Here is a 24,737-nt window from a genome sequence, read left to right as displayed (position 1 = left end):
CGGGGAGCGGATATGACGACCATTTTATCCATCAGAAATCTGCGCAAATCCTACGCCGATGGGTTCGAGGCGCTGAAAGGTGTGTCTCTGGACATTGAAGAAGGCGAAATTCTTGCGCTTCTGGGGCCGAATGGGGCGGGAAAAACCACTCTGATCTCGACGATCTGCGGTATAACCACGCCAACATCCGGCACGGTTTCAGTCGGCGGGCACGACATTCAATCGGACTATCGCGCAGCGCGCAGAATGATCGGGCTTGTCCCGCAAGAAATCGCGCTGGAACCGTTTGAAAAGGTCTGGAACACAGTTCGGCTGTCACGCGGATTGTTTGGTCTGGGCAAAGACAACGCCCGGATCGAGGACATTCTGCGCAAGCTTTCGCTGTGGGAAAAGCGCAAGAACGCAATCAAGGAGTTGTCGGGTGGCATGAAACGCCGCGTGCTGATCGCCAAGGCCTTGGCGCATGAACCACGTGTTTTGTTTCTGGATGAACCGACGGCGGGTGTGGATGTCGAGCTGCGCAAGGATATGTGGGAAATCGTGGCCGAGCTAAAACGGGACGGTGTCACCATCATTCTGACCACCCACTATATCGAAGAGGCCGAAGCCATCGCGGATCGCGTCGGCGTTATTGACAAGGGTGAGTTGCTTTTGGTGCAGGATAAAGACACGCTTATGGCGCAGATGGGCAAAAAGCAGATTGTCGTCATGCTGACTGAGCCAATCGCCAGGATTCCCGATGATTTGGCCAGCCACAATCTGACCCTCAACGGCGCGGGGGATAGCCTGATCTATACCTACGATACCCATGCGGATCGCACGGGGATAACGACCCTGTTGAATGACGTGTCGCAGGCCGGGCTGGTATTGCGCGATGTGCAGACACGGCAATCGAGCTTGGAAGAGATATTTGTAAACCTGGTATCCGGAGAGGCGGCATGAACTGGACCGCAATCGCTGCAATCTACCGGTTCGAAATGGCTCGCTTCTTTCGCACCCTGGCGCAAAGTTTCCTGTCACCGGTTCTTTCCACCTCGCTGTATTTCGTGGTTTTTGGCACCGCCATCGGCAGTCGAATTCAGGAGGTCGAGGGCGTATCCTACGGCGCGTTCATTGTGCCGGGCTTGATTATGCTGTCGGTGGTGATGCTGTCGATCTCGAACGCGTCTTTCGGAATTTATTTCCCAAAGTTTCTGGGCACCATTTACGAGCTGCTGTCGGCGCCGGTGAATTTTATCGAAATCGTGATTGGGTATGTCGGTGCAGCGGCCACCAAAGCGCTGTTCGTGGGACTGGTCATTCTGGCCACGTCGACCTTCTTCGTCGACATACGGATCGAACACCCCTTTGCCATGGCGGCGTTTTTGATCCTTTCATGTCTCAGCTTCTCGTTGCTGGGCTTTATCATCGGGATATGGGCCAGTAATTTTGAACAGATGTCTCTGGTACCGCAGCTTGTGGTCACGCCACTTATCTTCCTTGGCGGTACGTTTTATTCAATCTCGATGCTGCCGCCTCTGTGGCAGACGATCACGTTGTTCAATCCGGTCGTCTATCTGATCTCGGGGTTTCGCTGGTCGTTTTTCGGGCTTGCGGATGTGCCCATCGCCCTGAGTTTGCTGGCCATCATAGCCTTTACTGGGGTGTGTCTGGCGGTCATTGGCTGGATCTTCAAAACTGGCTGGCGCATTCGCAGCTAACCCACGCCGGTGCGTTGCATTTTTGCCCATTGAGTGTGTGAATTTGGTTCACGTCGCGTTCAAGGTTCGAAGAGTCTCTTGTTTACGGGTTGGTGGCACTCTACATCGGCACCCATGAAGCTCAGCCTGCCGTTCGTCAAAAAACACCCCTGTGTGGCCGTTGTCCGCCTGTCCGGCGCCATTGGAATGGCCGGGCGCGGGTCCTTGAACGACGCCACGCTTGCGCCGGTTCTCGAGAAAGCCTTTCGCAAGGGAAAACCTGCGGCCGTGGCGCTTGAGATCAATTCACCGGGCGGATCCCCTGTCCAAAGTTCAATGATCGGCGCGCGCATTCGGCGTTTGTCCGAAGAACTGGACGTGCCGGTCATCGCTTTTGTTGAAGACGTCGCTGCATCCGGTGGGTATTGGCTGGCCGCCGCAGCGGATGAGATCTGGGCCGATGACAGTTCCGTACTGGGATCGATCGGTGTGATCTCGGCTGGATTTGGCGCGCATGTCTTTCTGGCGCGGCAGGGATTTGAGCGGCGGGTCCATACCGCCGGGAAATCGAAGTCCATGCTCGACCCGTTTTCACCGGAAAAGAAAGAGGATGTAGCCCGCCTGCAAGGGTTATTGGGTGATATCCACGAGAATTTCATTGCGCACGTCAAAGATCGGCGCGGGGACAAGCTGAATCAGGAAGCTGACCTGTTCACGGGCGAGGTCTGGCTGGCGCGTCGCGCGCAGGAACTGGGGCTTATCGACGGCATCGCCCATCTGAAGCCAAAGGTGCAGGACCGTTTCGGTGACAAGGTCAAATTTCGCCGCTATGGCGTGAAAAAACCGATCTGGACCCGGTTTGGGGCCAGCCTGGCGCAGGATGCTATCGCAGGGTTAGAGGAGCGGGCAGCCTACGCGCGTTTCGGTTTGTGACGTGATCGTAAAGGCTGTCACTCTTTTTCTGATCGCAATGGGCGTATTGGCAATGTTCGGCAAGCTGCGGTTTCCTGGGCAAAAGAAGCTAAGCTCGGCGAAATGTCCGCGATGCGGTCGCTATCGCATCGGAAAAGGCCCTTGTGCCTGTAAAAAAGGAGGCCGGGCTTGATCACCACGTGGCTGCTGTCTGGTCTTGGCTTGTTGATCCTGTTGCTGGCAGGCGATGCCTTGGTGCGTGGCGCAGTGAACCTGAGCCTGCGCTTGGGGGTCCCGGCTCTGATCGTCAGCCTTACGATTGTGGCCTTCGGCACGTCAGCGCCCGAGTTGCTGATTGCTATCAGCGCCGTCAAGGAACACGCACCGGGTATCGCGCTGGGCAATGTTGTCGGATCAAACACGGCCAATATCCTGTTGGTTCTTGGTCTTCCAGCGATGCTGGCAACGATCCATACCAGCGAATGCGACAGCCGTAGGAACTATGCCTTCATGCTGATGGCGACGGCCCTGTTCATAGGGTTGGCGTTTTGTGGAACTTTCACCGTCGTCAGCGGCCTGATCCTGCTGGCGGCTTTGGGTCTGGTTCTGACGAATGCCTTTCGTGAAGCAAAGGCGCACCGCAAGGCCTGTGGCGAAGCCTGTGCGGATGATGACGATCTAGACGGCCTGGAAGAAGCCGATCCTGACATGCCTTACTGGAAGGTATCAGTTTACCTGATCCTCGGGCTTGTGGGTCTTCCGATGGGGGCGCACCTGCTGGTGGAAAATGCGACGGTCATCGCCCGGAACTATGGTGTCAGTGAAACGGTTATCGGTCTGACCTTGATTGCGGTCGGAACGTCATTGCCCGAATTGGCAACGACTGTCATGGCCGCTTTGCGCCGGCAGGCTGATGTGGCCCTAGGCAACGTGATTGGCTCAAACATGTTCAATCTTCTGGCCATTATCGGGATCGCAACCTGGTTCGGGCGTATCCCGGTCGATTCCGGTTTCCTGCATTTTGACCTTTGGGTCATGTTGGGCGCATCACTGCTTCTGGTTCCCTTTGTTGTCTTCAAGCAGGATATCTCTCGCGTTTGGGGTCTGGTGCTGACTCTCCTTTATGCGCTTTATGTCACTGTATTGCTGGTGTGATCTGACGAAACGAGGTGAAGCATGACCCGAGCTTTAGTGACCGGTGCCGGTATTCGTCTGGGTCGGGCCATGGCGCTTTATCTGGCGGGTCGTGGATATGATGTCGCCGTTCATTATGCGTCCTCAGAACGCCCCGCGCACGAGACCGTGGCGGAGGTACAGGCATTGGATCGACGGTCGGTGGCATTGCAGGCCGATCTGCTGGACGAGGCACAGGTGCAGGACCTGCTGCCCAAAGCAGCCGAGGCTCTGGGTGGGCCGATCACCTGTCTGGTGAATAATGCCTCAATCTTTGAATATGACAGCGTTCACACAGCGACCCGCCAAAGCTGGGACCGCCATCTCGACAGCAATTTGCGCGCACCGTTCGTTTTGACCCAAGCCATGGCCGGGCAGGGGCTGGTCCCGGACACAGACGAAAATGGCGAACCCATTGCGACCGGTCTGATCATCAACATGGTGGACATGCGTGTACGCAAGCTGACACCCGAGTTCATGTCCTACACCATCGCCAAAATGGGGCTATGGACGCTGACCCGCACCTCGGCACAGGCGCTGTCCCCGGCAATCCGGGTCAATGCCATTGGGCCCGGACCGACGGTACAGGGGCATCGTCAAAGCGCCGAGCATTTCCAGGCACAAAGATCGAATACGGTTCTGGAACGCGGGTCAAATCCATCGGATATCACCGCCGCCATGGGGTATTTTCTGGATGCGCACGCAGTAACGGGGCAACTGATATGCGTGGATGGCGGCCAACACCTGGGGTGGAAAACACCGGACGTTCTGGGAGTTGAATAAGCAATATCGCTGCAAGTTTTGCACCGCGCACGTTTGTGTTACCTGCGTGTTACAAAAATGTCTTTTTTTTCATACACTTGCTAAATGTGTGAAAAAATATCGTTAAAAATCAGCATCTTGATAATGTGCCTATTTTTTGTGCATGTTAATGAAGTGGTAATGAAACAAGGGAAATTCTAAGGCTGTGAAAACTTATCTTCACACTTATCCACAGGAATCGTGGATTTGTTTTCTCTTGATCTGAAGCCCGCAAGATTGCAGCCAGTATAAGAGAATCATATCGGAATCCCATGACTACCCACAGTGAATCGTCCCTGACCGGTTATGCCTGCATTCAGCGCTACGCAAAGACGCTGGACAGCTCACCCGGGGTGTACCGGATGCTGGATGCCGACAGTCGGGTTTTATACGTGGGCAAGGCGCGAAACCTGAAGGCGCGGGTGTCGAACTATACAAGGCCGGGTCACTCGGGCCGGATCGAGAAGATGATTTCCTCGACCGCTTCGATGATGTTTCTAACCACAAGAACGGAAACCGAAGCGCTGCTGCTGGAGCAGAACCTGATCAAGCAGCTTAAACCGAAATACAATGTGCTGCTGCGGGACGACAAAAGCTTTCCGAACATCCTGGTCGCCAAGGATCATGACTTTCCGCAGATCAAAAAACACCGTGGGGCGAAGAAGGAAAAAGGCGCCTATTTCGGACCATTTGCCAGCGCGGGTGCTGTAAACCGCACATTGAACCAGCTGCAAAAGGCATTCCTGCTGCGTAACTGTTCGGATTCCATGTTCGACAGCCGCACGCGGCCCTGTCTGCTTTATCAGATCAAACGGTGTTCCGGGCCGTGTGTCGGTTTGATTTCGGCGCAAGATTACAGTGAAAGCGTCAAGGATGCAGAACGTTTCCTGTCGGGGCGCTCGACCAAGGTGCAGGAGGAACTGGCTGAACAGATGATGGCGGCGTCCGAGGCTATGGAGTTCGAACGCGCCGCCGGTCTGCGCGACCGCATCCGGGCGCTGACGCAGGTACAGACCGCGCAAGGCATCAACCCTCGTGGCGTGACCGAGGCGGATGTGATCGGCCTTTATATGGACAGCGGGCAAGCCTGTGTTCAGGTATTCTTCATCCGGGCCAACCAGAACTGGGGCAACAAGGACTTTTATCCGCGTGTTGGCCCGGATGTATCACATGCCGAAGTGATGGAGGCTTTCCTTGGCCAGTTCTACGACAACAAGGAACCACCACGGCAGTTGATCTTGTCGGACGGGATCGAAAACGCCGATTTAATGCAGGAGGCTTTGTCCGAGAAAGCCGGGCGCAAAGTCGAAATCCTTGTCCCGCTGCGTGGTGAGAAACAGGAACTGGTTGCAGGTGCCTTGCGCAATGCGCGAGAGTCTCTGGCCAGGCGCATGTCGGAAAGCGCCACGCAGGCCAAGTTGCTGCGCGGGGTGGCAGAGGCGTTTGATCTGGATAGTCCACCGGGACGGATTGAGGTCTACGATAACTCTCATATCCAAGGCACTAACGCGGTGGGTGGTATGATCGTGGCAGGGCCCGACGGGTTCATGAAAAACGCCTATCGCAAGTTCAACATTCGCGGCGACGACCTGACGCCGGGTGATGATTTCGGCATGATGAAAGAGGTTCTGAACCGTCGCTTCACCCGCCTGCAAAAAGAAGACCCGGATCGGGATAAAGGGCTTTGGCCCGACCTGCTGTTGATCGATGGCGGTGCCGGACAGGTCAGCGCCGTGCACGAGATCATGCAGGCCCACGGGGTCGAAGACATTCCGATGGTCGGTGTTGCCAAAGGGGTCGACCGTGACCACGGCAAGGAAGAGTTTCACCGGATCGGCCAGCGCCCCTTTGCCCTAAAACGCAACGATCCGGTCTTGTACTTTATTCAACGGTTAAGGGACGAGGCGCACCGTTTTGCCATTGGCACCCATCGCGCGAAACGCGCCAAGGCCGTTGGTGCCACGCCGCTGGATGAAGTTCCGGGCGTCGGGGCTGCACGCAAGCGCGCATTGCTGACTCACTTCGGCAGCGCCAAAGCGGTAAGCCGGGCCAATCTGGCAGACCTGAAAGCGGTCGAGGGAATCTCGGCCGGGTTGGCTCAGAAAGTCTATGATTTCTTCCACGACAAGGGTTAGACCTGTCGCCCCCGCCACAGGATATAGAGGCCCGAAGCCACAATAAGCGCGCTGCCGACCCACATAGTACGGTCCAGGTTTTCGCCGAACAGGGCGATACCCAACCCGATACCGAACAGCAGTCGCGTATAGCGGAACGGGGTCACAGCAGACACTTCACCCGTGCGCATTGCGTTCATGAGCGCGGCATAGGCCATGACGCCCATCAGAACCGCGCCCGTCAGATGCAGGCTGGTGTGCAGGCTAACCGGTGCCACGGGCGCGCCTTCCCACACCCGATAGGCAAGGCCCGCAACGATAATGCTGAGGAAACCATAAAACCCCAGTACTTCGGTTCCAAGGGTCGCAGGGGCCGCGCGGCTGGCCAGATCACGCCCTGCGAACCCTAACATACCCAGCACGGCCAGCATCGACAGTAGTGAAAAACTGTCCCCGGTCGGTTGCAGAATAATGACGACTCCGATCATACCGACAAAAATCGCGCTCCATCGCCGCCAACCAACCGCTTCACCAAAGAATAACGCCGCGCCTGCGACCACAACCAAAGGCGTTGCTTGCAAGATCACGGTGGCCGAGGACAAGGGCGTCAACGCAATGGCGAGCACATAGAACAGCCGACCAAAGACTTCGAACAGCACCCGAACTTTCATCGGGCGGGATAGAACGTCTGGGTGTATCAGACGTTTTCCACGAGCCGACGCCAGCGCGGCAAAGATTACGGACCCGCCCGTCCCGAACAGAACCAGAACCTGCCAGATCGGAAGCGCGGTCGATGCTGCTTTCAGCAACGCATCCTCCAACGCAAAGCCCGCCATTGCGGCCACCATCCACAGGCTGCCGACCATGTTCGACCGGGCGTCGGTTTGAATATGCGCTGTCATCCTGTACGTTCCACTTTGCAGTCGACGGGCAATCTGACTGCAAAGACGTGAAACGCCAAGTGCACGAGGCGCAAAGCGTCGGACCTGCGGCGCTTTGACCAAGCTGTTGTGAGTGATGTAGTTTTTTACCGGTTTGTCTTTTCTGTCTTGAACCGGCGATATAGGGTCCAAGCCATGAAGTGGAATTTGCCCAATATCCTGACGGTTCTACGCCTGCTGGCTGCGCCCGGTCTGGCCGTAATGTTTTTGTACTTCACCCGGCCCTATGCGGACTGGTTCGCTTTGATCCTGTTTCTTTCGGCGGCGATCACCGATTGGTTTGATGGCTATCTGGCCCGTGCGTGGAAACAGGAAACCAAGATGGGCGCAATGCTGGATCCGATTGCCGACAAGGCAATGGTGGTGATCGCGCTGATGATTCTGGTTGGCTATTCGACCGAACACTGGACGCCATGGCTGGTGCTACCCGCCACCGTGATCCTGTTCCGCGAGGTTTTTGTCTCGGGCCTGCGCGAATATCTGGGCGATGTGGCGGGGACGCTGAAGGTTACAAAGCTTGCCAAGTGGAAAACAACAGCGCAGATGATCGCCATCGCCGTGCTGTTCTCGCAGGGGATATTTGAACACTATGCCGTGATGGCGAGTTTCGGCATGGACGCCGCGCTGGTAGAACAGATTATCGCGGGCCAGGTTGAAGATGTGAATCACCTGCGCTGGAACATCCATGGCATGTTTTGGGCGGGCCAGATCGGGCTGTGGTTGCTATGGATTGCGGCGACGCTGACATTGATCACCGGCTATGATTACCTACGTAAAGCCATGCCACATCTGAAGGAGATCTAAGGGATGGATGTGCTGTATTTTGCATGGGTTCGCGAGCGTATCGGCTTGCCAAAGGAAAAGGTCGAGACGCAGGCAGTCACAGTCAATGACCTGGTGGCCGAGTTGAGCGCGCGGGAAGATCGCTATGCCGCGGCATTTGCCGATTTGTCCGCCCTGCGCGTTGCACTGGATCAGGAGTTGTCGGATTTCGACGCCTCGCTGTCGGGCGTTCGGGAAGTGGCATTTTTTCCACCAATGACAGGCGGCTGACCCATGCGGATCGCTGTTCAGCAGGAAGCATTCGATCTGGGGGCCGAGGCCAATGCTTTTGCCGCCGGGGATGATGCCAACGGAGCCATTGTCACCTTCACTGGCGTTGTGCGCGACTTGGCAAGCGGTGATCTGGACGTGATGGAGATTGAATACTATCCGGGTATGACGGAACGGGCGCTGAGCAAGATTGCCCAGGAAGCCAAGGAGCGGTGGTCATTGGGTGACGTCCTGGTGATCCATCGTCATGGCCGCCTGTCCCCGGGAGACAGGATCATGATGGTGGCGACCGCTGCACCGCATCGTAAAGATGCGTTTGAGGCAGCGGAATATCTGATGGATTATCTGAAGTCTCGCGCACCCTTCTGGAAGAAGGAAATCACCCACTCTGGTGCGGAATGGGTCGCAGCTAAAGACGAAGACGAAGACGCGCTGACCCGGTGGTAGTGATTTAGCGACCGTTTATTCTTGCAAACTTGGGCGGCGGCGCAAGGTCGTATGCTTAATCCGCGTTATTGATCCGCCCGCGCAGTTCTTCGGCCTCCTGACGCGCGGCCCGCAGGCCATCCATAGCGGCTGCCAGCTCGGCCTCTGTCTGGGTCAGCTGGTTTGTCAATTCGGCCTCACGTTGCTGCAAATAGGTGATGGCCTGATCGCGGGTTTCCTCGGCCTCGTGCAACTCCTGACTCATCCGGTCCAGATCGGCAACGTCGCTTTGACTTACTCGGGACAGGCGGTGCGCCAACCAGTTGGCAAACCAGCCCATGCAGAAGGCGGCGAACAGGATAATGGCAGTTACAATGACGAATTCTGTTCTGTTCAACTTACTGGTCCCCTGCATCCGCATCTGGTGCGGTCGTGTCGGTTTGGTCCTCTGCGGAAGTCGCAGCCTCGGCCTCAAGCGCTTCAAGGCCTGTTTCTCTACTCTCAACAGGCTCAGGGCGGATCAGACGGAACTCGATCCGGCGGTTTTCTTCCCGGCCCTCTTCGGTGTCGTTGTCAGCGATGGGTTGCGTTTCCCCATATCCCACAGCGGTGTAGCTGCTGGTAGGAATGCGCCGCCCGCGCAATTCGTTCAGGATGGATTGTGCCCGCGCCTGGCTGAGTTGTTGGTTCATCTCTTCACGGCCCTGACTGTCTGTGTGGCCCTGAATCTCCATACGGATCGGACCGCAGTCGCGCAGGATATCCGCAATCTGGTTCACCACATCGCGCGAGTCTGATGCAATCGTGGCCGATCCGGGCTCAAAGGCGATCTTACCGGTGGCCTGAATTTCGGCGATCTGGGTCTCGCAGACTTCCGGGTCGGGCAGGGCGTCCTCGGGTTCCGGTGGGGGCTGATAGGTGATGGTCAGGGTGTATTCCTGCCCCTCGCCCAACTTGTCGGACAATTGACCTGCGATGCGGGCCTTGGCGTCTTCTTCGTGGCTGAGGCCGATCAGTTCGACCGTATCGGGTGTTACGGTCAATACGCCGTTGTGGAGCTGACCCAAAGCCTCCAGACCGGCCAGAACACGTACAGGCCAGTCCGTCGGGAGATCCGAAACGATGCGGGTGGCAGTATATACCTGATCGGATCCAAAGGCCGCGCGCGCGTAGCTGTCGACCATGTCGCGCAGAGTTTCATCACCCAGCCGTCCGCGCAATTGCACCAGCCCTTCAGGGCTGCGGGTGGCCGAGAACTCGACCGGGCCATTTGGGTTCGTTGTCTCAGGCTCGGGCAATACGGCGTGCAAGGCGAAGACCGCAGGCAGCTCGGTTTCAAGCTCGCCCACAACCCGGTCGAACAACGCAGGATCGGTTCCCTCCGCTGCGATCAGGGTAATGTCCGCGTCTGACATGGTGACCGAACCCTGGCCTATCCGGAACAGCGCCTGAATGCTTTTCTCGGCTGCTTCTGGCCAGCGTGGCGATGGTTCGCCCAAGGCGATGGTGCAGGAATAAGGCCCCGTTAACCCGGCGTTTTTCGCGGCGGCCACGATTCGGTCACGTGCCTTCTCATCCTGCGCCGAGCAGGCGTCAAAATGCCCGCCTTCTTCGTCGATCAGGTAACGCAAAGTAAATGGAGTGACGACCGGGCGAGGTGCTGAAATTGCCAGCCCAACCCGCAGGCTGGGCGGTGCCGTACGCGTCAGGTCGCGTTCCAGTTTTTGTTTTTCTTGCTGACTGTTGGCAATTGCCGTGATCCTGACCAGATCCGGGCTGGCGGAAATTTTGGCGCGGGGCAGGTGGGTCAGGGCCTCCAACGCGTAAGATATTGCGGCATCCCACCCTTTGGGCTTTGGGTAATCTGCTGTTTCCATCAGGTCCGAAATGGCAACAGATCTGTCCAGATTGCCAAGCCGTTGGATCAGCTTGTCCCTGTTCTCACTGGCCGGGATCAGACCTATCACCGAAATTCCACTGTCATTTCGCAGGATTTCTACCGAAAAGCGCGGTGCTGCGAGGGCGGAAGTTGCGATAACCTCCATTTCGTCGATTACGCGGGATGTATCAACTTCGGTTCCCGCAGCGGTCAGCGCGTTAAAGCGGGTCGCTTCATCTGGCGCTGTACCGGTCAGGACCACCCGCAAACCATCGGCTTCGACCTCGGCCCAATCGTGTCCTTTCAGGTCCAGCGAGCGCCGTACAGCGAGTTCCGATGATTCTTCGATCTCGGTAACAGCATAGCTGGCCGCCAGAAGTGACAGGCCAGCTGATACAAGAAAGATCAGGGAAACAGCGATAAAATACGGCAGACGCATGTTTGGGTTTGGCACTCCTCAGGCGTTTGCGCCGATCTTTACAGGCCCCGTTCAGCGGGTGCAATCAGAGCAACAAGGCGACGCAAAGGAAGATCAGCGGAATAAAGCCGGTATCGCGGTTGGCCCGAAACAGCAGCAGCAGCTTGGCGTTGTCTTCGGTATCAAGCCCGCGCAATTGCCACATCATGTGCCAGCCCATGGCCCAGGGGCCGCAAAGCGCGACCCCCAACGCCAGAATTGACGCGTCAGGCACCCCGGCATCAATAATGGCCAGCCCCATCAGCGATACCGTTGCAACCAGAAAATACTTCAGCCATTTCGCCGTGTCGGTGCCAAACAGGCGCGCGGTGGATTTGATGCCGACCAGTTCATCGTCCTCGGTATCCTGATGTGCATAGATCGTGTCATAGAACAGGGTCCAGGCGATGCCGGACAGGTACAGCGTGCCAGCAGGCCAGCCGAGCGACCCGCTATGCGCCGTCCAGGCCAGTAATGCGCCCCAGTTGAAGGCCAGCCCCAGAAAAACCTGAGGCCACCAGGTAAACCGCTTGGCAAACGGATAAACGGTCACCGGCAGTAAAGATAACACACCCATGGCAATCGCCGCCTGATTGAAGCTGAGAAGAACGCCGAGCGCCAGAAGGCTTTGCAGTATCATCCAGGCCGCAGCTTGCCGGACACTGACTTGCCCCGACGGTATCGGGCGCGAGCGTGTGCGTTCAACCTGTGCGTCGAATTCCCGGTCTGTAATGTCATTCCACGTGCAACCGGCACCTCGCATCAAAAAAGCTCCGAATGCGCAGCCTAGGGCAATCCACAGATCTTCCCAACGCGGTTGACCGTCATGCAGGATGGCCAGCGCCAGCCCCCACCAACATGGAAGCAGCAACAGCCATGTGCCGATGGGCCGGTCCGCGCGGCTGAGGCGCAGATACGGCCGGGCAAAGGCTGGGGCATATGTGTCGACCCAGTTGCCGGTGACGGCATCGGCGACTTGACCATCTGGTGTTGGGGCATTGCCTTGCATATGTAGGTCTCATGAGTGCGAAAATCAGACTGTATGTAGAGCAGCCCTTGGGGCAGGGGCAATCGGTTCCTTTGACGCGCGATCAGGCGCACTATCTGTTTGGCGTCATGCGACTGCCGGTTGGCGGAGCAGTGGCGCTGTTTAACGGCAAGGATGGAGAGTGGCTGGCCGAGGTGGCCGAGTCCGGAAAACGCGGTGGCGCTCTGACCTGTGTCAGGCAGACCAAACCTTTGCAGCTGCCCCCCGATCTGTGGTTCCTGTTTGCGCCGATCAAAAAGGCGCGCACCGACTTCATTGTAGAAAAAGCCGCTGAAATGGGCGCGGCTCGCATCCTGCCAGTTCAGACCGAATTCACCAACGCTGACCGTATCCGGCAAGACCGGCTTCAGGCTCATGCAGTCGAAGCAGCTGAACAATGCGGTGGAACCTACGTGCCCGAGGTGGCAGACCTTCAGCGGCTGGACCGTGTGCTGAATACCTGGCCTGAAGGTCGGCAGTTGATGTTCTGCAACGAGGCCGAGGTCGGCTCGGCCCTGCGGCTGGCAACGAATGAAAAAGGGCGCCCCTGGGCGATTCTCATCGGCCCGGAAGGCGGGTTCTCCAACGCTGAGCGTGCGCGGCTGTCGGCTTTACCCTATGCGCATGTAGTCAGTCTTGGCCCGCGTATTCTGCGGGCGGATACAGCGGCGGTGGCCGCGTTGACCATGTGGCAGCAGGCATTGGGGGATTGGTCGTGATTCGCGAGGCGGTTCAATCGGATGCCCTGGCGCTTGAGAGGTTTCTGTCCCGCTACCCTGACAGTTCAATGTTTTTGCGCAGCAATTTGGCGGCCCACGGGGTGGGGTTGAATGCGAATGAATATTCCAGTCGCTACTTCATCTGGGGTGAGGATCAGGTTCAGGGTGTCTTCGGGCTCGGCAAGAAGGGCTATCTGATGGTTCAATTGCCCAACGCCGAAACCGAAGCTGTCGAGTGTTTCGCGCGGATGATCGAAGGCGAAACCGTTTTGGGTATGACGGGAGATGCACCTCAGGTCGAGCTGACGTTGGGCGCTCTGGGATTGGGGCAGGCGAAGTACCGGTTGAATCACGATGAACCGCTTTATCGACGTGACCTGCGAGGTCTGACTGAGGCACCTGTTCCTTATCGCGCTTTGCGCGCCGAGGATCGGTCAAGACTGCACACTTGGTTCGCGGATTACTTCGAAGATACTGGACAGGCCGCAGGCGAAGAGGCGCGTGAGCTGGCGGCAGAGCGCGTCGAGGCGGAATTGACCGCAGGTAGGGCGATTGTCCTGATGGAAGGCGACGCGCCGGTTGCCATGGCGTCTGTAAATGCCAGGGTTCACGACCAAGTTCAGGTCGGTGGAGTTTTTGTTCCACGTAAAAACAGAAATCGTGGCCTGGGTCGACGGGTCACGACCGCATTGATGCAGAAAGCAAAATCCGAGGGCGCGGCGGCCGCGATCCTGTTTGCGAACAACGCACCTGCAGCCCGTGCCTATGAGGCGATTGGGTTCCAACAGGTGGGTTGGTACAAGGTCGCTTTGCTGCAGGAACCGCAAAGGGTGCTCTCATGAGTTTCATCCGACCCGAGGCAAAACTGGCGCTTTGGCGTTGGCGCGAGGTTCTGGTTGCGGCTTTTGTCCTGATCCTTGGTCTGAGCTGGATCAGCGGGCCGGGTGGGCTGTTGGCCTGGATAGGCTGGTTTCTGATTGTCGTGTCAGCGGCTTTGACTGTGATCGGCATACAGCGCGCGCGCTTCAGAACAGGTGTGGGCGGGCAAGGTGTCGTGACGATTGATGAAGGTCAGATCACTTATCTGGGCCCCTTGGACGGCGGCATCGTCGCGTCCCGCGAAATTGAGCGTCTGGCCCTTGACCCGACCTCCGACCCTGCACATTGGGTTCTGGATCAGCCGGGCCAGCCAGCGCTTCACATTCCTGTGAATGCAGAAGGAGCCGAGGCATTGTTCGACGTATTCTCAAACCTGCCGGGCCTCAAAACCGAGCAAATGCTGTCGGAGCTCAACGGCAAATCGCAGCATCCGGTCGTTATCTGGGAACGTACACCGTCGCGCCCGGCGCATTTGCCGTTGCATTGACACTGGCGCCATTTCCGACCACCACTTGACCTTCAAAACAGACACAGCAGGATCGGAGCACGGTTCATGTCCATCCCTCAGTCCGGCGGCGGTCCGATCGAACGCCATGAACAACTGGCCGAATATCTGGAATCGGGTTGCAAACCCAAGCAAGATTGGCGCATCGGCACCGAGCATGAGAAATTCGGCTATTGCAAGGACACGCTGAAACCTCTGCCTTTTGAAGGAAAGCGATCCATTGTCGCCGTGTTGGAGGGGTTGCGGGATCGCCACGGCTGGGGAGAGGTCCGTGAATCCGGTCATCTGATCGGTCTGGAAAAGGACGGCGCAAATGTCAGCCTTGAACCGGGTGGCGCGCTGGAGCTGTCGGGTGCTCCGCTGGAGACGATCCATGAAACCTGCGATGAGGTGAACACTCACCTGCGCGAGGTGAAGGATATCGCCGATGAGATCGGTGTGGGATTCATCGGTCTGGGCGCGGCGCCGATCTGGACGCATGACCAGATGCCGCTGATGCCCAAGGGGCGGTATCGGCTGATGAACGATTATATGGAAAAAGTTGGCACCATGGGCCGCGCCATGATGCGGCGGACGTGTACCGTTCAGGTCAATATCGACTTCGGGTCCGAGGCGGACATGGTACAGAAACTGCGCGTGGCGCTGGCGTTGCAGCCGGTTGCGACGGCGCTGTTTGCCAATTCTCCGTTCTTCGAAGGCAAAGTGAACGGCCAGAAAAGCTGGCGCAGCCATATCTGGCGACATCTGGACGATGCGCGCACTGGCATGTTGCCGTTCGTGTTCGAGGATGGCTTTGGATTCGAACGTTATGTCCAATACGCGCTCGATGTGCCGATGTATTTCGTCTACCGCGACGGGCAGTACATCAACGCGCTGGGCATGTCGTTTCGCGATTTCCTCAAAGGTGAATTGCCTGCATTGCCGGGGGAAACGCCGACCCTGTCGGATTGGGCCGATCACCTGACGACGGCCTTCCCCGAAGCGCGGATCAAGAAGTTCATGGAGATGCGTGGCGCGGATGGTGGCCCTTGGCGACGGCTTTGCGCCTTGCCGGCCTTCTGGGTTGGGCTGACTTATGACCAAACCGCGCTGGATGCAGCGTGGGATCTGGTCAAAGGTTGGGATGCCGAAACGCGCGAGGGGCTGCGTGTTGCGGCGGCCAAAGACGGGCTTCAGGCGCAGGTTGGCAATGTCAACATGCATGATTTGGCGCGTGAAGTTGTGGCAATCTCCGAGGCGGGCCTGAAAGCCCGTGCGCGCCCTGGTGCTGGTGGTTTGGTCCCGGATGAGACGCATTTCCTGAACGCGCTGAAGGAAAGCATCGACACCGGCAAGGTTCCGGCAGATGAGTTGCTGGAACACTACAATGGCGACTGGAATGGCGACCTGACCCTGATTTATCCCGAATACAGCTATTGATGCGCACCGTCCCGCTTGCAATCGCGGGGCGGGGCCGATAGCAGGTTCTCGACCAAATTCAGAGGGCCGTCATGGACGATCTTAAGGCAAAATATCTGGGCCAAATCGCCGAAGCAGGCGACGAAAACGCGCTTGAGGCGATCCGCGTCGCGGCTGTTGGCAAAAAAGGCGAGGTCGCGCTGAAGATGCGCGAGCTGGGCAAGATGACGCCCGAGGAACGTCAGGTCGCAGGCCCGGCGCTGAATGCCCTGAAGGATGAAATCAACTCGGCGCTGTCCGCCAAGAAAGCCGCGCTGGCCGATGCTGTACTGGATGAGCGCCTGCGCACCGAATGGCTGGACGTCACCCTGCCGACCCGCCCGCGCCGTCAGGGGTCACTCCACCCGATCAGCCAGGCGACCGAAGAGCTGACAGCGATCTTTGCTGAACTGGGCTTCTCGGTGGCCGAAGGGCCGCGTGTTGAAGACGACTGGTACAATTTCGACGCGCTGAACATCCCCGGTCACCACCCCGCACGGGCCGAGATGGACACGTTCTATATGCACCGCGCCGAAGGCGACAATCGCCCGCCGCACGTGCTGCGCACCCATACCTCTCCGGTGCAGATCCGGTCGATGGAGAAACAGGGCGCGCCGATCCGCGTGATCTGTCCAGGCGGGGTGTACCGTGCCGATTATGACCAGACCCACACGCCGATGTTCCATCAGGTCGAGGGGCTGGCCATCGACAAGGATATCTCGATGGCGAACCTGAAATGGGTTCTGGAAGAGTTCGTGAAAGCCTTCTTTGAGGTCGACGATGTCGAATTGCGCTTCCGCGCCTCGCACTTCCCCTTCACCGAGCCATCGGCCGAGGTTGATATCCGCTGTTCGTGGGATAACGGCCAGCTGAAGATCGGCGAGGGTGACGACTGGATGGAGATTCTGGGCTCGGGCATGGTCCACCCCAAGGTGATCGCTGCCGGTGGAATTGATCCCGAGGTTTATCAGGGCTTTGCGTTTGGCATCGGGATCGACCGTCTGGCGATGCTGAAATACGGCATTCCGGATTTGCGGGCGTTCTTTGATAGCGACCTGCGCTGGCTGCGCCACTACGGGTTTGCGGCGCTGGATATGCCGAACCTGCATGGTGGTTTGAGTCGGTGAGTATCGGCCAGTTTTTCCTAGGCCTAGTGACAATAATAGTCGCTACGGTTGTCTACCGTTGGCAAAAAATGGTGGAAAGGGAAACTGAGCTTCAACAGAGGCAAAGAGAGCTTTTCGCCAAGTATCTGACCCTCACGCACGAACATTTTCTTTCCCAGCCTTACAAAGGGCAAGAATACACCGACGAGCAACTGGCGGGCTTCTTGGGGATATCGAAAGCAGAGATTGATATATACACCACACGCGATCAGGTTGCTTTGATAGCGTCAGATCGTATCTGGAATGCTGTTAGTTCTCATGACAATAAGTTTCGCGCGTGGAAGGTTGCTTTCCCTCCGGCGGGTGATGCTAGCCCTGAAAACTCCGAGAAAGCTAAGGCGGCAGCAAGGGAACTTCAGCAATCTCATGCGCAGCTGCTGAGAATAATGCGAACGGAACTTGCGGAGCATCATCAATTCAGATTTCCAAGATGGATGCAAAAAATGTTGAGCAAAGAGCCATCCAAATAGCTTGCGCGGAGCAAAGGCCGGTAGGCCGCCGCGCCATCGCCAGACCGCCCGGACGGGCTGGCGATTTGTCTCCGCAGGTGCCCTGTTTCAACGACACACAAAATTGGTGACCACAAACTGCCCAGCTAAAGGTTTGATCGCCATTCCGCGGTCTGGCTATGGCCCGGCTTGATGCTTTGACCTGACGTAGGGCGGGCTTCAGCCCGCCATGTGCGGTGGGTGGGTGCCGGGCTGAAGCCCGGCCTACGATCGGACCACACCGATATGTTAAGTGACAGGGCGGAATGCCCCGTTAGGGTCGGGTGCATGATCTGTCGATTGCTCTGCCTTCTTCTGCTGATGACCGCGCCCGCCTTTGCCATGGGCCCCTGGAAAACCGAATGCCACGGCGATATTGCCTGTGATCTCGGTGACCGCTCGTATCACGTTCTTGAACCTGATGGCTGGGATGGTGAAACACCTCTGCCTGTGCTGCTGCATTTCCACGGTTGGGCGCGGCAGGGGACCATGGTGGTGAACCATGAACGGATTGCCGGGGCCACGAAACGTCGGGGTGTGCTGCTGGTGGCCCCGAACGGTTTGGGCAAAAGCTGGGATTTCTGGTCCGCAGGCACCGATGATGTGCCTTTTGCCGACCGGGTGCTTGAGGATGTCGCCAGGCGCTATCCGATCGACGCGACCCGCATCTATGTATCAGGTTATTCCTATGGCAGCGCGATGGCGTGGCGATTTGCCTGCGAATCCGGCGATGATATCGCAGCACTGCTGGGTGTGGCCGGAACACTCCGCCAGACCGAGACCTGCCCGCAAGCCCCGCGAGAGGTGCGGCATGTCCATGGGACAGATGACGCGGTGATGGATTTCCCGTTTGGTCCGGGTGGCGATACAACGTATCCGGTGGCGCTGTGGCGTGAGAAATATGGCTGCGATGCAGCCACCCCGCGGGGTGATTGGAGTGTGGAACCGTTCCTGACCCTTAGCCGAGTGGAATGGACCGATTGCACGCAGGGGCAGGTGGTGCTGGACACGCATCCCGGCGGGCATTTCATCCCCCATGGCTGGATCGGATGGCAGCTGGATGAGCTTTTGGGCCGCACCCCCACGTATCCGTGACGCGCAGAGCTTGCACCCCGGCGCATTCTTTGCCATTGCCTGTGCCGACTGGATGTTTGCCAAAAAAGGCCCCGTGCAATGAAATTCACTCTGTCCTGGCTGAAAGACCACCTCGACACTGATGCTTCGGTTGATGAAATCGCCGAGGCGCTGACCGATCTCGGGCTTGAGGTCGAAGAGATCGTGAACCCGGCCGAACGGCTGGCAGGCTTTACGCTGGGCTATGTGAAACACGCCGAAAAACACCCCGACGCAGACAAGCTGCGCGTTTGCAAGGTCGATACGGACGAGGGCGAGCTACAGATTATTTGCGGTGCGCCCAATGCGCGTGAAGGGATCACCGTCGTGGTCTGCAAACCGGGCATGTACATCCCTGGCCTGGACCTGACCATCAGCATCGGCAAGATCCGCGGTATCGAGAGCTTTGGCATGATGGCGTCCGAGCGTGAGCTGGAGCTGTCGGATGAACATGACGGCATCATCGAACTGCCCTCGGGCGAAGTGGGTGATACATTCGTGGACTGGCTTGCGGAAAACGACCCATCCAAAGTCGACCCGATGATCGAAATCGCGATCACTCCGAACCGCCCGGATGCGCTGGGGGTTGAAGGGATTGCGCGCGATCTGGCCGCGCGTGGAATTGGCACGTTGAAGCAGCGTGATTATACGCCTGTTCCGGGTGATTTCGAGTGTCCGATCAAGGTGTCAATCGAAGAAGACACGCTGGACGGAGCGCCGCATTTCACTGGCCGTCTGATCCGTGGCGTGAAGAATGGCCCCAGCCCGCAATGGCTGCAGGATCAGTTGAAGGCCATAGGTCTGCGTCCGATCTCGGCGCTGGTGGATATCACCAATTACATGACCTACGATCACAACCGCCCGCTGCACGTGTTCGACGCCGACAAGGTGCGGGGCAACCTGCGGGTGCACCGGGCCAAAGGCGGAGAGACGCTGGTCGCGCTGGATGAAAAAGAATACACGCTGCAACCCGGAATGATGGTGATTTCGGATGACAAAGGCCCGGAATCGATTGCAGGCATCATGGGCGGTGAGGAAACCGGATGTACCGAGGAAACGGTAAACGTTTTCCTCGAAAGCGCGTTCTGGGATCATGTGCAAATCGCGCTCACAGGCCGTGCGCTCAAGATCAATTCCGACGCGCGCTATAGGTTCGAGCGCGGTGTTGACCCGGAATACACCCGCGAGGGGCTGGAACACGCGACCCAGATGATTCTGGATATTTGCGGCGGAGAAGCCTCCAACGTGGTTGAGGCTGGCAAAGCGCCGAACCATGCGCGCGCCTACAAGCTGAATGCGGAAAGGGTGCAGTCTCTGGTCGGGATGGATATTCCCGAAAGCGAACAGCGACAGACCCTGACCCGTCTGGGCTTTCGTCTGGAAGGCGAGATGGCCCATGTCCCCAGCTGGCGCCCGGATATCCTGGGCGAGGCCGATCTGGTGGAAGAGGTCGCGCGGATTGCTTCCTTGACCAAGCTGCAAGGCCGGCCGTTGCCGCGCGTGACCGAGGGGATACCGAAACCGGTAATGACCCCGACACAACGCCGTCAGTCCGTGGCGCGCCGTACCTGCGCAGCGCTGGGTTATAACGAATGCGTCAGTTATACGTTCATTGATCAGGCGTCGGCGGCTTTGTTCGGTGGTGGCGATACTACGACCATGCTGGAAAACCCGATCTCATCCGAGATGAGCCATATGCGCCCCGATCTGCTGCCCGGCCTGTTGCAGGCTGCCGCCCGCAATCAGGCGCGCGGATTCGCGGATGTCGCCCTGTTCGAGGTCGGTCCGGTCTTTCACAATGGCGAGCCGGGTGATCAGAAAACCCAGATCACCGGCCTGCTGGTTGGACGTTCTGGCCCCAAGGATGTGCACGGTGCTGCGCGCCCAGTGGACGTGTTCGACGCCAAGGCAGATGTCGAGGCTGTTCTGGCCGCCATTGGCGCGCCCGAAAAGGTTCAGATTCTGCGCGACGGCGATCCATGGTGGCATCCGGGTCGTCATGGCAAAATCTGTCTGGGTCCGAAAAAAGTACTGGCTGTCTTCGGAGAGTTGCACCCGCGCGTTTTGCAGGCGATGGACATAAAAGGTCCGGTAATGGCATTCACCATCTGGCCGGACGAAGTGCCTTTGCCCCGAAAATCCGGTGCCACCCGCGCTGCGCTGGAACTACGCGACTTGCAGGCGGTCGAGCGTGATTTTGCCTTTGTTGTCGATGCCGATGTCGAAGCGCTGACGTTGGTAAACGCAGCCGCAGGTGCCGACAAGGCACTGATTGAGGGCGTGCGTGTCTTTGACGAATTCATTGGTGGCAGCCTTGGCGAAGGCAAGAAGTCTCTTGCCATTACCGTGCGTCTGCAACCGACTGAGGCGACGCTGAAGGAAAAGGACATCGAAGCCGTAGCCGAGAAGATCATTGCCAAGGTTGCCAAGGCGACGGGTGGGGTCCTTCGCGGTTAGAGCTCTGAGGCTCCAATGAAAAGCGCGCCTTCGGGCGCGTTTTTTATTTGGACAGGAACTTGGTCAGTAAGTCATAGACCAGCCGGATGCGGCGGCTGGTGTGCAACTCGCGATGCGTGGTCAACCAGATCGGAAATGTGATGGCCTCCATCCCGGGGCACACACGCTCCATACCTGGTGCCGCATCACCGACGGTCTGCGACATGGGCGCGATGCCGAAGCCTTGTTTGGCGTATTCCCAAGCCACTATTCCATTCTGAGACCCAAGCCGGAAATTCTCGTTGGTCAGGTGAATGCCAAGCGGTTTCAGATAGGCGATCATCTGATTGTCGTCGCCGAAGCTGATGAACTCATGCCGTGAAAGGTCCTGCTTTGATTTCGGGCGTCCCGCACGGTTGAGATACTCTGTGGTTGCATAGAAATGCCCCGACGCCTCCTGTACCAGCTTCGCGATTAGGTCGGGTTGATCAGGACGGACATGGCGGATCGCGATATCTGCCTCGCGCCGCATAAGATCCTGAATATCGTTTGAGGCAATCACGTCAATCCGCAGGCGCGGGGCTTGCGCCCGGATTTCGCGCAGCAGGTCGGGCAAGACATAGGCCGACATCACGTCACTGGCGGTGATGCGAACCCGGCCTTCAATGGATTGTGCCTGTCCGGACGCCGTCAGCGCGATGCGGTTGGCGGCGTCCCCCATTTTGCGAGTATGATCCAGCAGCTCCAATCCGGCCTGAGTGATCTCAAGAGTTCTGCCAGCCCGTTCAAACAGCATCACGCCCAGGTCCTGTTCAAGCGCTGCTATCTGACGACTCAGCGTAGGCTGGGTTTGCCGTAGCTGCCGTGCCGCTGCGGAAAATGACCCGGTTTCAGCCGTCGCCAGAAAGGCCCGGATGTGGTTCCAATCAAAATCGCCAAACTCATTCATACAAAAATGTATAGTAAACCTGCAAATTTCGGCAATTTATATTCGGTCTGCGCATGAATAAATTCTCTCCGAAAGGAGACCCCTCAATGACCACCACTGCGAAATTCTGGGATGGAGTGGCCGAGAAATATGCCCGCTCGCCTATCAAAGACATGGCTTCGTACGAGCAAACGCTGGAACGGACAGCGTCTTACCTGAAGAAAACCGATGATGTTCTGGAACTTGGGTGCGGCACGGGTATGACTGCTCTGAAGCTGTCCGGATATGTAGGATCTATCACTGCAACCGACGTGTCCCCCGGTATGTTGGCCGTTGGACGTCGAAACGCCGCTTCGCAAAGCATCGAAAACGTCACCTTTACCGAGGCTGATGCAAATCGACCGCCTGAGGGTTCATTTAATGCGGCGCTGGCATTCAATCTTTTGCACCTGGTCGAAGATCTGGATCTGACATTGAGCCAAGTACATTCGGTCCTTAAACCCGGCGGACTGTTTATTTCGAAAACATTTTGCCGACCGTCCAGTGCGGCGAGCCTGAAGTATTACGCTATTCGTCTCGCGCTTCCGATCATGCAGTTCTTTGGTAAGGCTCCGTTTGTGCGATTCCTGCCTGAGGCGGATCTTGATGCGGCCCTTGAACGCGCCGGGTTCAGCATCATCGAGAGCGACAGTTTCCCCTTACGTGACGCCCGCCGATTCCTAGTGGCTCGTAAAATGTAAGGTTTTTCCGGAATTCGCGTTGGGCTTTGGGTGTGGGACCCTTAAATTGGTCGGAAACAACAGCGGAGTTTGCCATGGGCCTGAACGTTTATCTTTCCGGAGAAATCCACACTGACTGGCGTGAACAGATCATCGATGGGGCGCAAGGCTTGGACGTGACCTTCAACAGCCCTGTTACTGATCACGCGGCCAGTGATGATTGTGGTGTGGCCATTCTTGGGGCCGAGCCGAACAAGTATTGGCACGACCACAAGGGAGCGATGGTCAATGCGATCCGGACCCGCAAGGGGATTGCGGATGCGGATGTTGTCGTCGTCAGGTTTGGTGACAAGTACAAACAGTGGAACGCCGCCTTTGACGCGGGTTATGCTGCAGCACTGGGCAAGTCTATCATCGTTCTGCACGGCCCGGATCATCAGCACGCGCTGAAAGAAGTTGATGCCGCCGCACTGGCCGTGGCGGAAGAACCCGCTCAGGTGGTCGAAATTCTGCGTTACGTGCTGACAGGTGCTCTGCCTGGCTGATCGATAAAAGGGGCGCCGGTTTGGCGCCCCGTTTCTTTCAACTGTTATCAGTCTCGTGCCGGTATGGCTTTGCCGCGCTGAACCGCTGGGCGTTGGAAGAAACGATCAACATAAGCGACGACATTGGAATAGCCGTCCCAATCAACGACATCCTTCGCGCCATAGAAATCCAGTGCATTTAGCCACGGGGCAAGCGCGATATCCGCGATGGAATATTCGCCCGCGATCCAGTCTTGTCCTTCCAGTTGCGTATTCACCACGTTCAGCAGGCGCTTGGCTTCGTTGATGTAACGCTCGCGCGGGCGCGGATCTTCTATCGCGCTGCCAGCGAATTTGTAGAAAAACCCGAGCTGGCCAAACATTGGCCCGATGCCGCCCATCTGAAACATCAGCCATTGGGTGATCCGGTGCTTGTCTGCTGCGGTTTGGCCAAGGAACTTGCCCGTTTTCTCGGCCAGATACAGCAGGATTGCACCGCTTTCGAACAGGGCCAGCGGTGCACCGTCGGGTCCGTTGGGGTCGATTATCGCCGGGATCTTGTTGTTCGGGTTCAGCGACAGGAACTCGGAGCTTTTGACATCCGAGTCTGCCAGGGTCACCAGATGCGCCTCATAGGGCAGGCCGGTTTCCTCAAGCATGATCGAGGCTTTGACGCCGTTTGGCGTTGGATAGGAGTAGAGTTGAAGGACCTTGGGATCTTTTGCAGGCCATCTGTCGGTTACGAAAAAAGGCGCAAGTTGAGACATGGTAACTCCTGAGAAATGCCATTTGGGGAAAAATAGGGTGGCTTTCCCCTAAAAAACATACCCTTATTCATGCGTTTAACGCACAATTCCTATGCGCTCATGCGTGAACAGAAGCGTGGTCTTAGAAAACAAGAGGGATGCTATGCTGGAAGAATTCAAGACATTCATTGCCAAGGGCAATGTCATGGACATGGCGGTTGGTATCATTATCGGTGCCGCGTTTACCGCAATTGTTACCTCGTTGGTGGGCGATCTGATCAATCCGCTTATTGGATTGTTCACAGGGGGTATCGACTTTACGAACAATTACGCCGTTCTTGCAGGCGACGTGGCCGAAGGTGCCAGCCTTGAAGCGGCACGTGAAGCAGGCGCATCCGTCTTTGCCTATGGTGCCTTTATTATGGCGATCATCAATTTCCTGATCATCGCCTGGGTCGTCTTCATGTTGGTAAAAATGGTGAACAAGGTCAAAGACGCTGCCGAAGCAGAGGAAGAAGCGGTTGAAGAGGCACCCGCAGGTCCCAGCGAACTGGACATCCTGATGGAAATCCGGGACGCTTTGAAGAAGTAGATCTGTCGTTTCGTTGCGACATC

General features: G+C 57.5%; 26 protein-coding genes. 20 read left to right on the top strand and 6 right to left on the bottom strand.

Annotated features, from left to right (window positions below; genetic code table 11):
- Window positions 1–12: 12 nt before the first annotated feature.
- From ACR0CE_RS11125 to uvrC, 6 genes are all read left to right on the top strand, one after another.
- Window positions 13–942, top strand: a complete 930-nt coding sequence (locus ACR0CE_RS11125; protein ID WP_480482986.1) for an ABC transporter ATP-binding protein — start codon at window positions 13–15, stop codon at window positions 940–942.
- Window positions 939–1,700 carry an ABC transporter permease gene (locus ACR0CE_RS11120; protein ID WP_209598717.1) on the top strand — a complete coding sequence of 254 codons (762 nt, stop codon included), beginning with the start codon at window positions 939–941 and terminating at the stop codon, window positions 1,698–1,700. The genes ACR0CE_RS11125 and ACR0CE_RS11120 overlap by 4 nt, the downstream gene beginning before the upstream one ends.
- A gap of 114 nt (window positions 1,701–1,814) precedes the next feature.
- Window positions 1,815–2,612 carry a S49 family peptidase gene (locus ACR0CE_RS11115; protein ID WP_480482989.1) on the top strand — a complete coding sequence of 266 codons (798 nt, stop codon included), beginning with the start codon at window positions 1,815–1,817 and terminating at the stop codon, window positions 2,610–2,612.
- A gap of 171 nt (window positions 2,613–2,783) precedes the next feature.
- Window positions 2,784–3,746 carry a calcium/sodium antiporter gene (locus tag ACR0CE_RS11110; protein WP_480494462.1) on the top strand — a complete coding sequence of 321 codons (963 nt, stop codon included), beginning with the start codon at window positions 2,784–2,786 and terminating at the stop codon, window positions 3,744–3,746.
- 21 nt (window positions 3,747–3,767) lie between these two features.
- Complete coding sequence (locus tag ACR0CE_RS11105; protein WP_480832404.1) at window positions 3,768–4,547, top strand: SDR family oxidoreductase; 780 nt, start codon at window positions 3,768–3,770, stop codon at window positions 4,545–4,547.
- A gap of 290 nt (window positions 4,548–4,837) precedes the next feature.
- Window positions 4,838–6,700, top strand: coding sequence for an excinuclease ABC subunit UvrC (gene uvrC / locus ACR0CE_RS11100; protein ID WP_480832402.1), 1,863 nt, complete (start codon window positions 4,838–4,840; stop codon window positions 6,698–6,700).
- Here the strand turns inward: uvrC and ACR0CE_RS11095 are convergent.
- On the bottom strand, window positions 6,697–7,581 hold the full coding sequence (locus tag ACR0CE_RS11095) for a DMT family transporter (RefSeq protein WP_480832400.1): 885 nt from the start codon (window positions 7,579–7,581) through the stop codon (window positions 6,697–6,699). The genes uvrC and ACR0CE_RS11095 overlap by 4 nt on opposite strands.
- A gap of 174 nt (window positions 7,582–7,755) precedes the next feature.
- On the opposite strand from ACR0CE_RS11095, the gene pgsA reads away from it, so the two are divergent.
- From pgsA to ACR0CE_RS11080, 3 genes are read left to right on the top strand one after another with little or no spacing between them, the layout of a single operon-like run.
- Window positions 7,756–8,424 (top strand): CDP-diacylglycerol--glycerol-3-phosphate 3-phosphatidyltransferase, encoded by a 669-nt coding sequence (pgsA, locus tag ACR0CE_RS11090; protein ID WP_480482997.1) that lies wholly within the window; start codon window positions 7,756–7,758, stop codon window positions 8,422–8,424.
- A 3-nt stretch (window positions 8,425–8,427) separates the two neighbouring features.
- Window positions 8,428–8,673 carry a molybdopterin converting factor subunit 1 gene (moaD, locus tag ACR0CE_RS11085; protein WP_480474923.1) on the top strand — a complete coding sequence of 82 codons (246 nt, stop codon included), beginning with the start codon at window positions 8,428–8,430 and terminating at the stop codon, window positions 8,671–8,673.
- Window positions 8,674–8,676: 3 nt separating this feature from the next.
- Window positions 8,677–9,120, top strand: coding sequence for a molybdenum cofactor biosynthesis protein MoaE (locus tag ACR0CE_RS11080; RefSeq protein WP_480832397.1), 444 nt, complete (start codon window positions 8,677–8,679; stop codon window positions 9,118–9,120).
- A gap of 55 nt (window positions 9,121–9,175) precedes the next feature.
- On the opposite strand, the gene ACR0CE_RS11075 is transcribed toward ACR0CE_RS11080, so the two are convergent.
- The 3 genes from ACR0CE_RS11075 to ubiA form a co-directional block, all read right to left on the bottom strand.
- Window positions 9,176–9,496: a hypothetical protein gene (locus tag ACR0CE_RS11075; RefSeq protein ID WP_267365430.1), complete on the bottom strand. Its 321-nt coding sequence runs from the start codon at window positions 9,494–9,496 to the stop codon at window positions 9,176–9,178.
- 1 nt (window position 9,497) lies between these two features.
- The gene (locus ACR0CE_RS11070; RefSeq protein ID WP_480832396.1) at window positions 9,498–11,417 is read right to left on the bottom strand and encodes an OmpA family protein; all 1,920 of its coding nucleotides are present in this window, start codon (window positions 11,415–11,417) and stop codon (window positions 9,498–9,500) included.
- A 64-nt stretch (window positions 11,418–11,481) separates the two neighbouring features.
- Window positions 11,482–12,444 (bottom strand): 4-hydroxybenzoate octaprenyltransferase, encoded by a 963-nt coding sequence (ubiA, locus tag ACR0CE_RS11065; RefSeq protein ID WP_480483003.1) that lies wholly within the window; start codon window positions 12,442–12,444, stop codon window positions 11,482–11,484.
- Between the two features lie 11 nt (window positions 12,445–12,455).
- On the opposite strand from ubiA, the gene ACR0CE_RS11060 reads away from it, so the two are divergent.
- The 8 genes from ACR0CE_RS11060 to pheT all read left to right on the top strand — a co-directional run bounded on the left by ACR0CE_RS11060 (window position 12,456) and on the right by pheT (window position 21,226).
- Window positions 12,456–13,181, top strand: coding sequence for a 16S rRNA (uracil(1498)-N(3))-methyltransferase (locus ACR0CE_RS11060; protein WP_480832394.1), 726 nt, complete (start codon window positions 12,456–12,458; stop codon window positions 13,179–13,181).
- A 68-nt stretch (window positions 13,182–13,249) separates the two neighbouring features.
- Window positions 13,250–14,023 carry a GNAT family N-acetyltransferase gene (locus ACR0CE_RS11055; protein ID WP_480832392.1) on the top strand — a complete coding sequence of 258 codons (774 nt, stop codon included), beginning with the start codon at window positions 13,250–13,252 and terminating at the stop codon, window positions 14,021–14,023.
- Window positions 14,020–14,547: a hypothetical protein gene (locus ACR0CE_RS11050; protein WP_480832390.1), complete on the top strand. Its 528-nt coding sequence runs from the start codon at window positions 14,020–14,022 to the stop codon at window positions 14,545–14,547. The genes ACR0CE_RS11055 and ACR0CE_RS11050 overlap by 4 nt, the downstream gene beginning before the upstream one ends.
- Before the next feature lie 66 nt (window positions 14,548–14,613).
- The gene (locus ACR0CE_RS11045) at window positions 14,614–15,984 is read left to right on the top strand and encodes a glutamate--cysteine ligase (protein WP_480832388.1); all 1,371 of its coding nucleotides are present in this window, start codon (window positions 14,614–14,616) and stop codon (window positions 15,982–15,984) included.
- 71 nt (window positions 15,985–16,055) lie between these two features.
- The gene (pheS, locus tag ACR0CE_RS11040) at window positions 16,056–17,129 is read left to right on the top strand and encodes a phenylalanine--tRNA ligase subunit alpha (RefSeq protein WP_480486562.1); all 1,074 of its coding nucleotides are present in this window, start codon (window positions 16,056–16,058) and stop codon (window positions 17,127–17,129) included.
- Window positions 17,126–17,638 (top strand): hypothetical protein, encoded by a 513-nt coding sequence (locus tag ACR0CE_RS11035; protein WP_480832386.1) that lies wholly within the window; start codon window positions 17,126–17,128, stop codon window positions 17,636–17,638. The genes pheS and ACR0CE_RS11035 overlap by 4 nt, the downstream gene beginning before the upstream one ends.
- A 339-nt stretch (window positions 17,639–17,977) precedes the next feature.
- Complete coding sequence (locus ACR0CE_RS11030) at window positions 17,978–18,751, top strand: CE1 family esterase (protein ID WP_480832384.1); 774 nt, start codon at window positions 17,978–17,980, stop codon at window positions 18,749–18,751.
- Window positions 18,752–18,829: 78 nt separating this feature from the next.
- Window positions 18,830–21,226: a phenylalanine--tRNA ligase subunit beta gene (gene pheT / locus ACR0CE_RS11025; RefSeq protein WP_480832382.1), complete on the top strand. Its 2,397-nt coding sequence runs from the start codon at window positions 18,830–18,832 to the stop codon at window positions 21,224–21,226.
- 43 nt (window positions 21,227–21,269) lie between these two features.
- Here pheT and ACR0CE_RS11020 read toward each other — a convergent pair whose 3' ends face one another.
- Complete coding sequence (locus ACR0CE_RS11020; RefSeq protein WP_480773370.1) at window positions 21,270–22,154, bottom strand: LysR family transcriptional regulator; 885 nt, start codon at window positions 22,152–22,154, stop codon at window positions 21,270–21,272.
- 86 nt (window positions 22,155–22,240) lie between these two features.
- On the opposite strand from ACR0CE_RS11020, the gene ACR0CE_RS11015 reads away from it, so the two are divergent.
- On the top strand, window positions 22,241–22,873 hold the full coding sequence (locus ACR0CE_RS11015; RefSeq protein ID WP_480545859.1) for a methyltransferase domain-containing protein: 633 nt from the start codon (window positions 22,241–22,243) through the stop codon (window positions 22,871–22,873).
- 74 nt (window positions 22,874–22,947) lie between these two features.
- The gene (locus tag ACR0CE_RS11010) at window positions 22,948–23,397 is read left to right on the top strand and encodes a YtoQ family protein (protein WP_480545861.1); all 450 of its coding nucleotides are present in this window, start codon (window positions 22,948–22,950) and stop codon (window positions 23,395–23,397) included.
- Between the two features lie 47 nt (window positions 23,398–23,444).
- Here the strand turns inward: ACR0CE_RS11010 and ACR0CE_RS11005 are convergent, their stop codons facing one another.
- Complete coding sequence (locus ACR0CE_RS11005; RefSeq protein WP_480832380.1) at window positions 23,445–24,143, bottom strand: glutathione S-transferase N-terminal domain-containing protein; 699 nt, start codon at window positions 24,141–24,143, stop codon at window positions 23,445–23,447.
- Between the two features lie 142 nt (window positions 24,144–24,285).
- On the opposite strand from ACR0CE_RS11005, the gene mscL reads away from it, so the two are divergent.
- On the top strand, window positions 24,286–24,714 hold the full coding sequence (mscL, locus tag ACR0CE_RS11000) for a large conductance mechanosensitive channel protein MscL (RefSeq protein WP_480483027.1): 429 nt from the start codon (window positions 24,286–24,288) through the stop codon (window positions 24,712–24,714).
- Window positions 24,715–24,737 lie beyond the last annotated feature (23 nt).

The organism is Ruegeria sp. L11 (genome assembly GCF_056531755.1).
The sequence above is the reverse complement of the archived record's forward strand: the minus strand, read 5'-3'. Positions and strand labels throughout refer to the sequence as shown.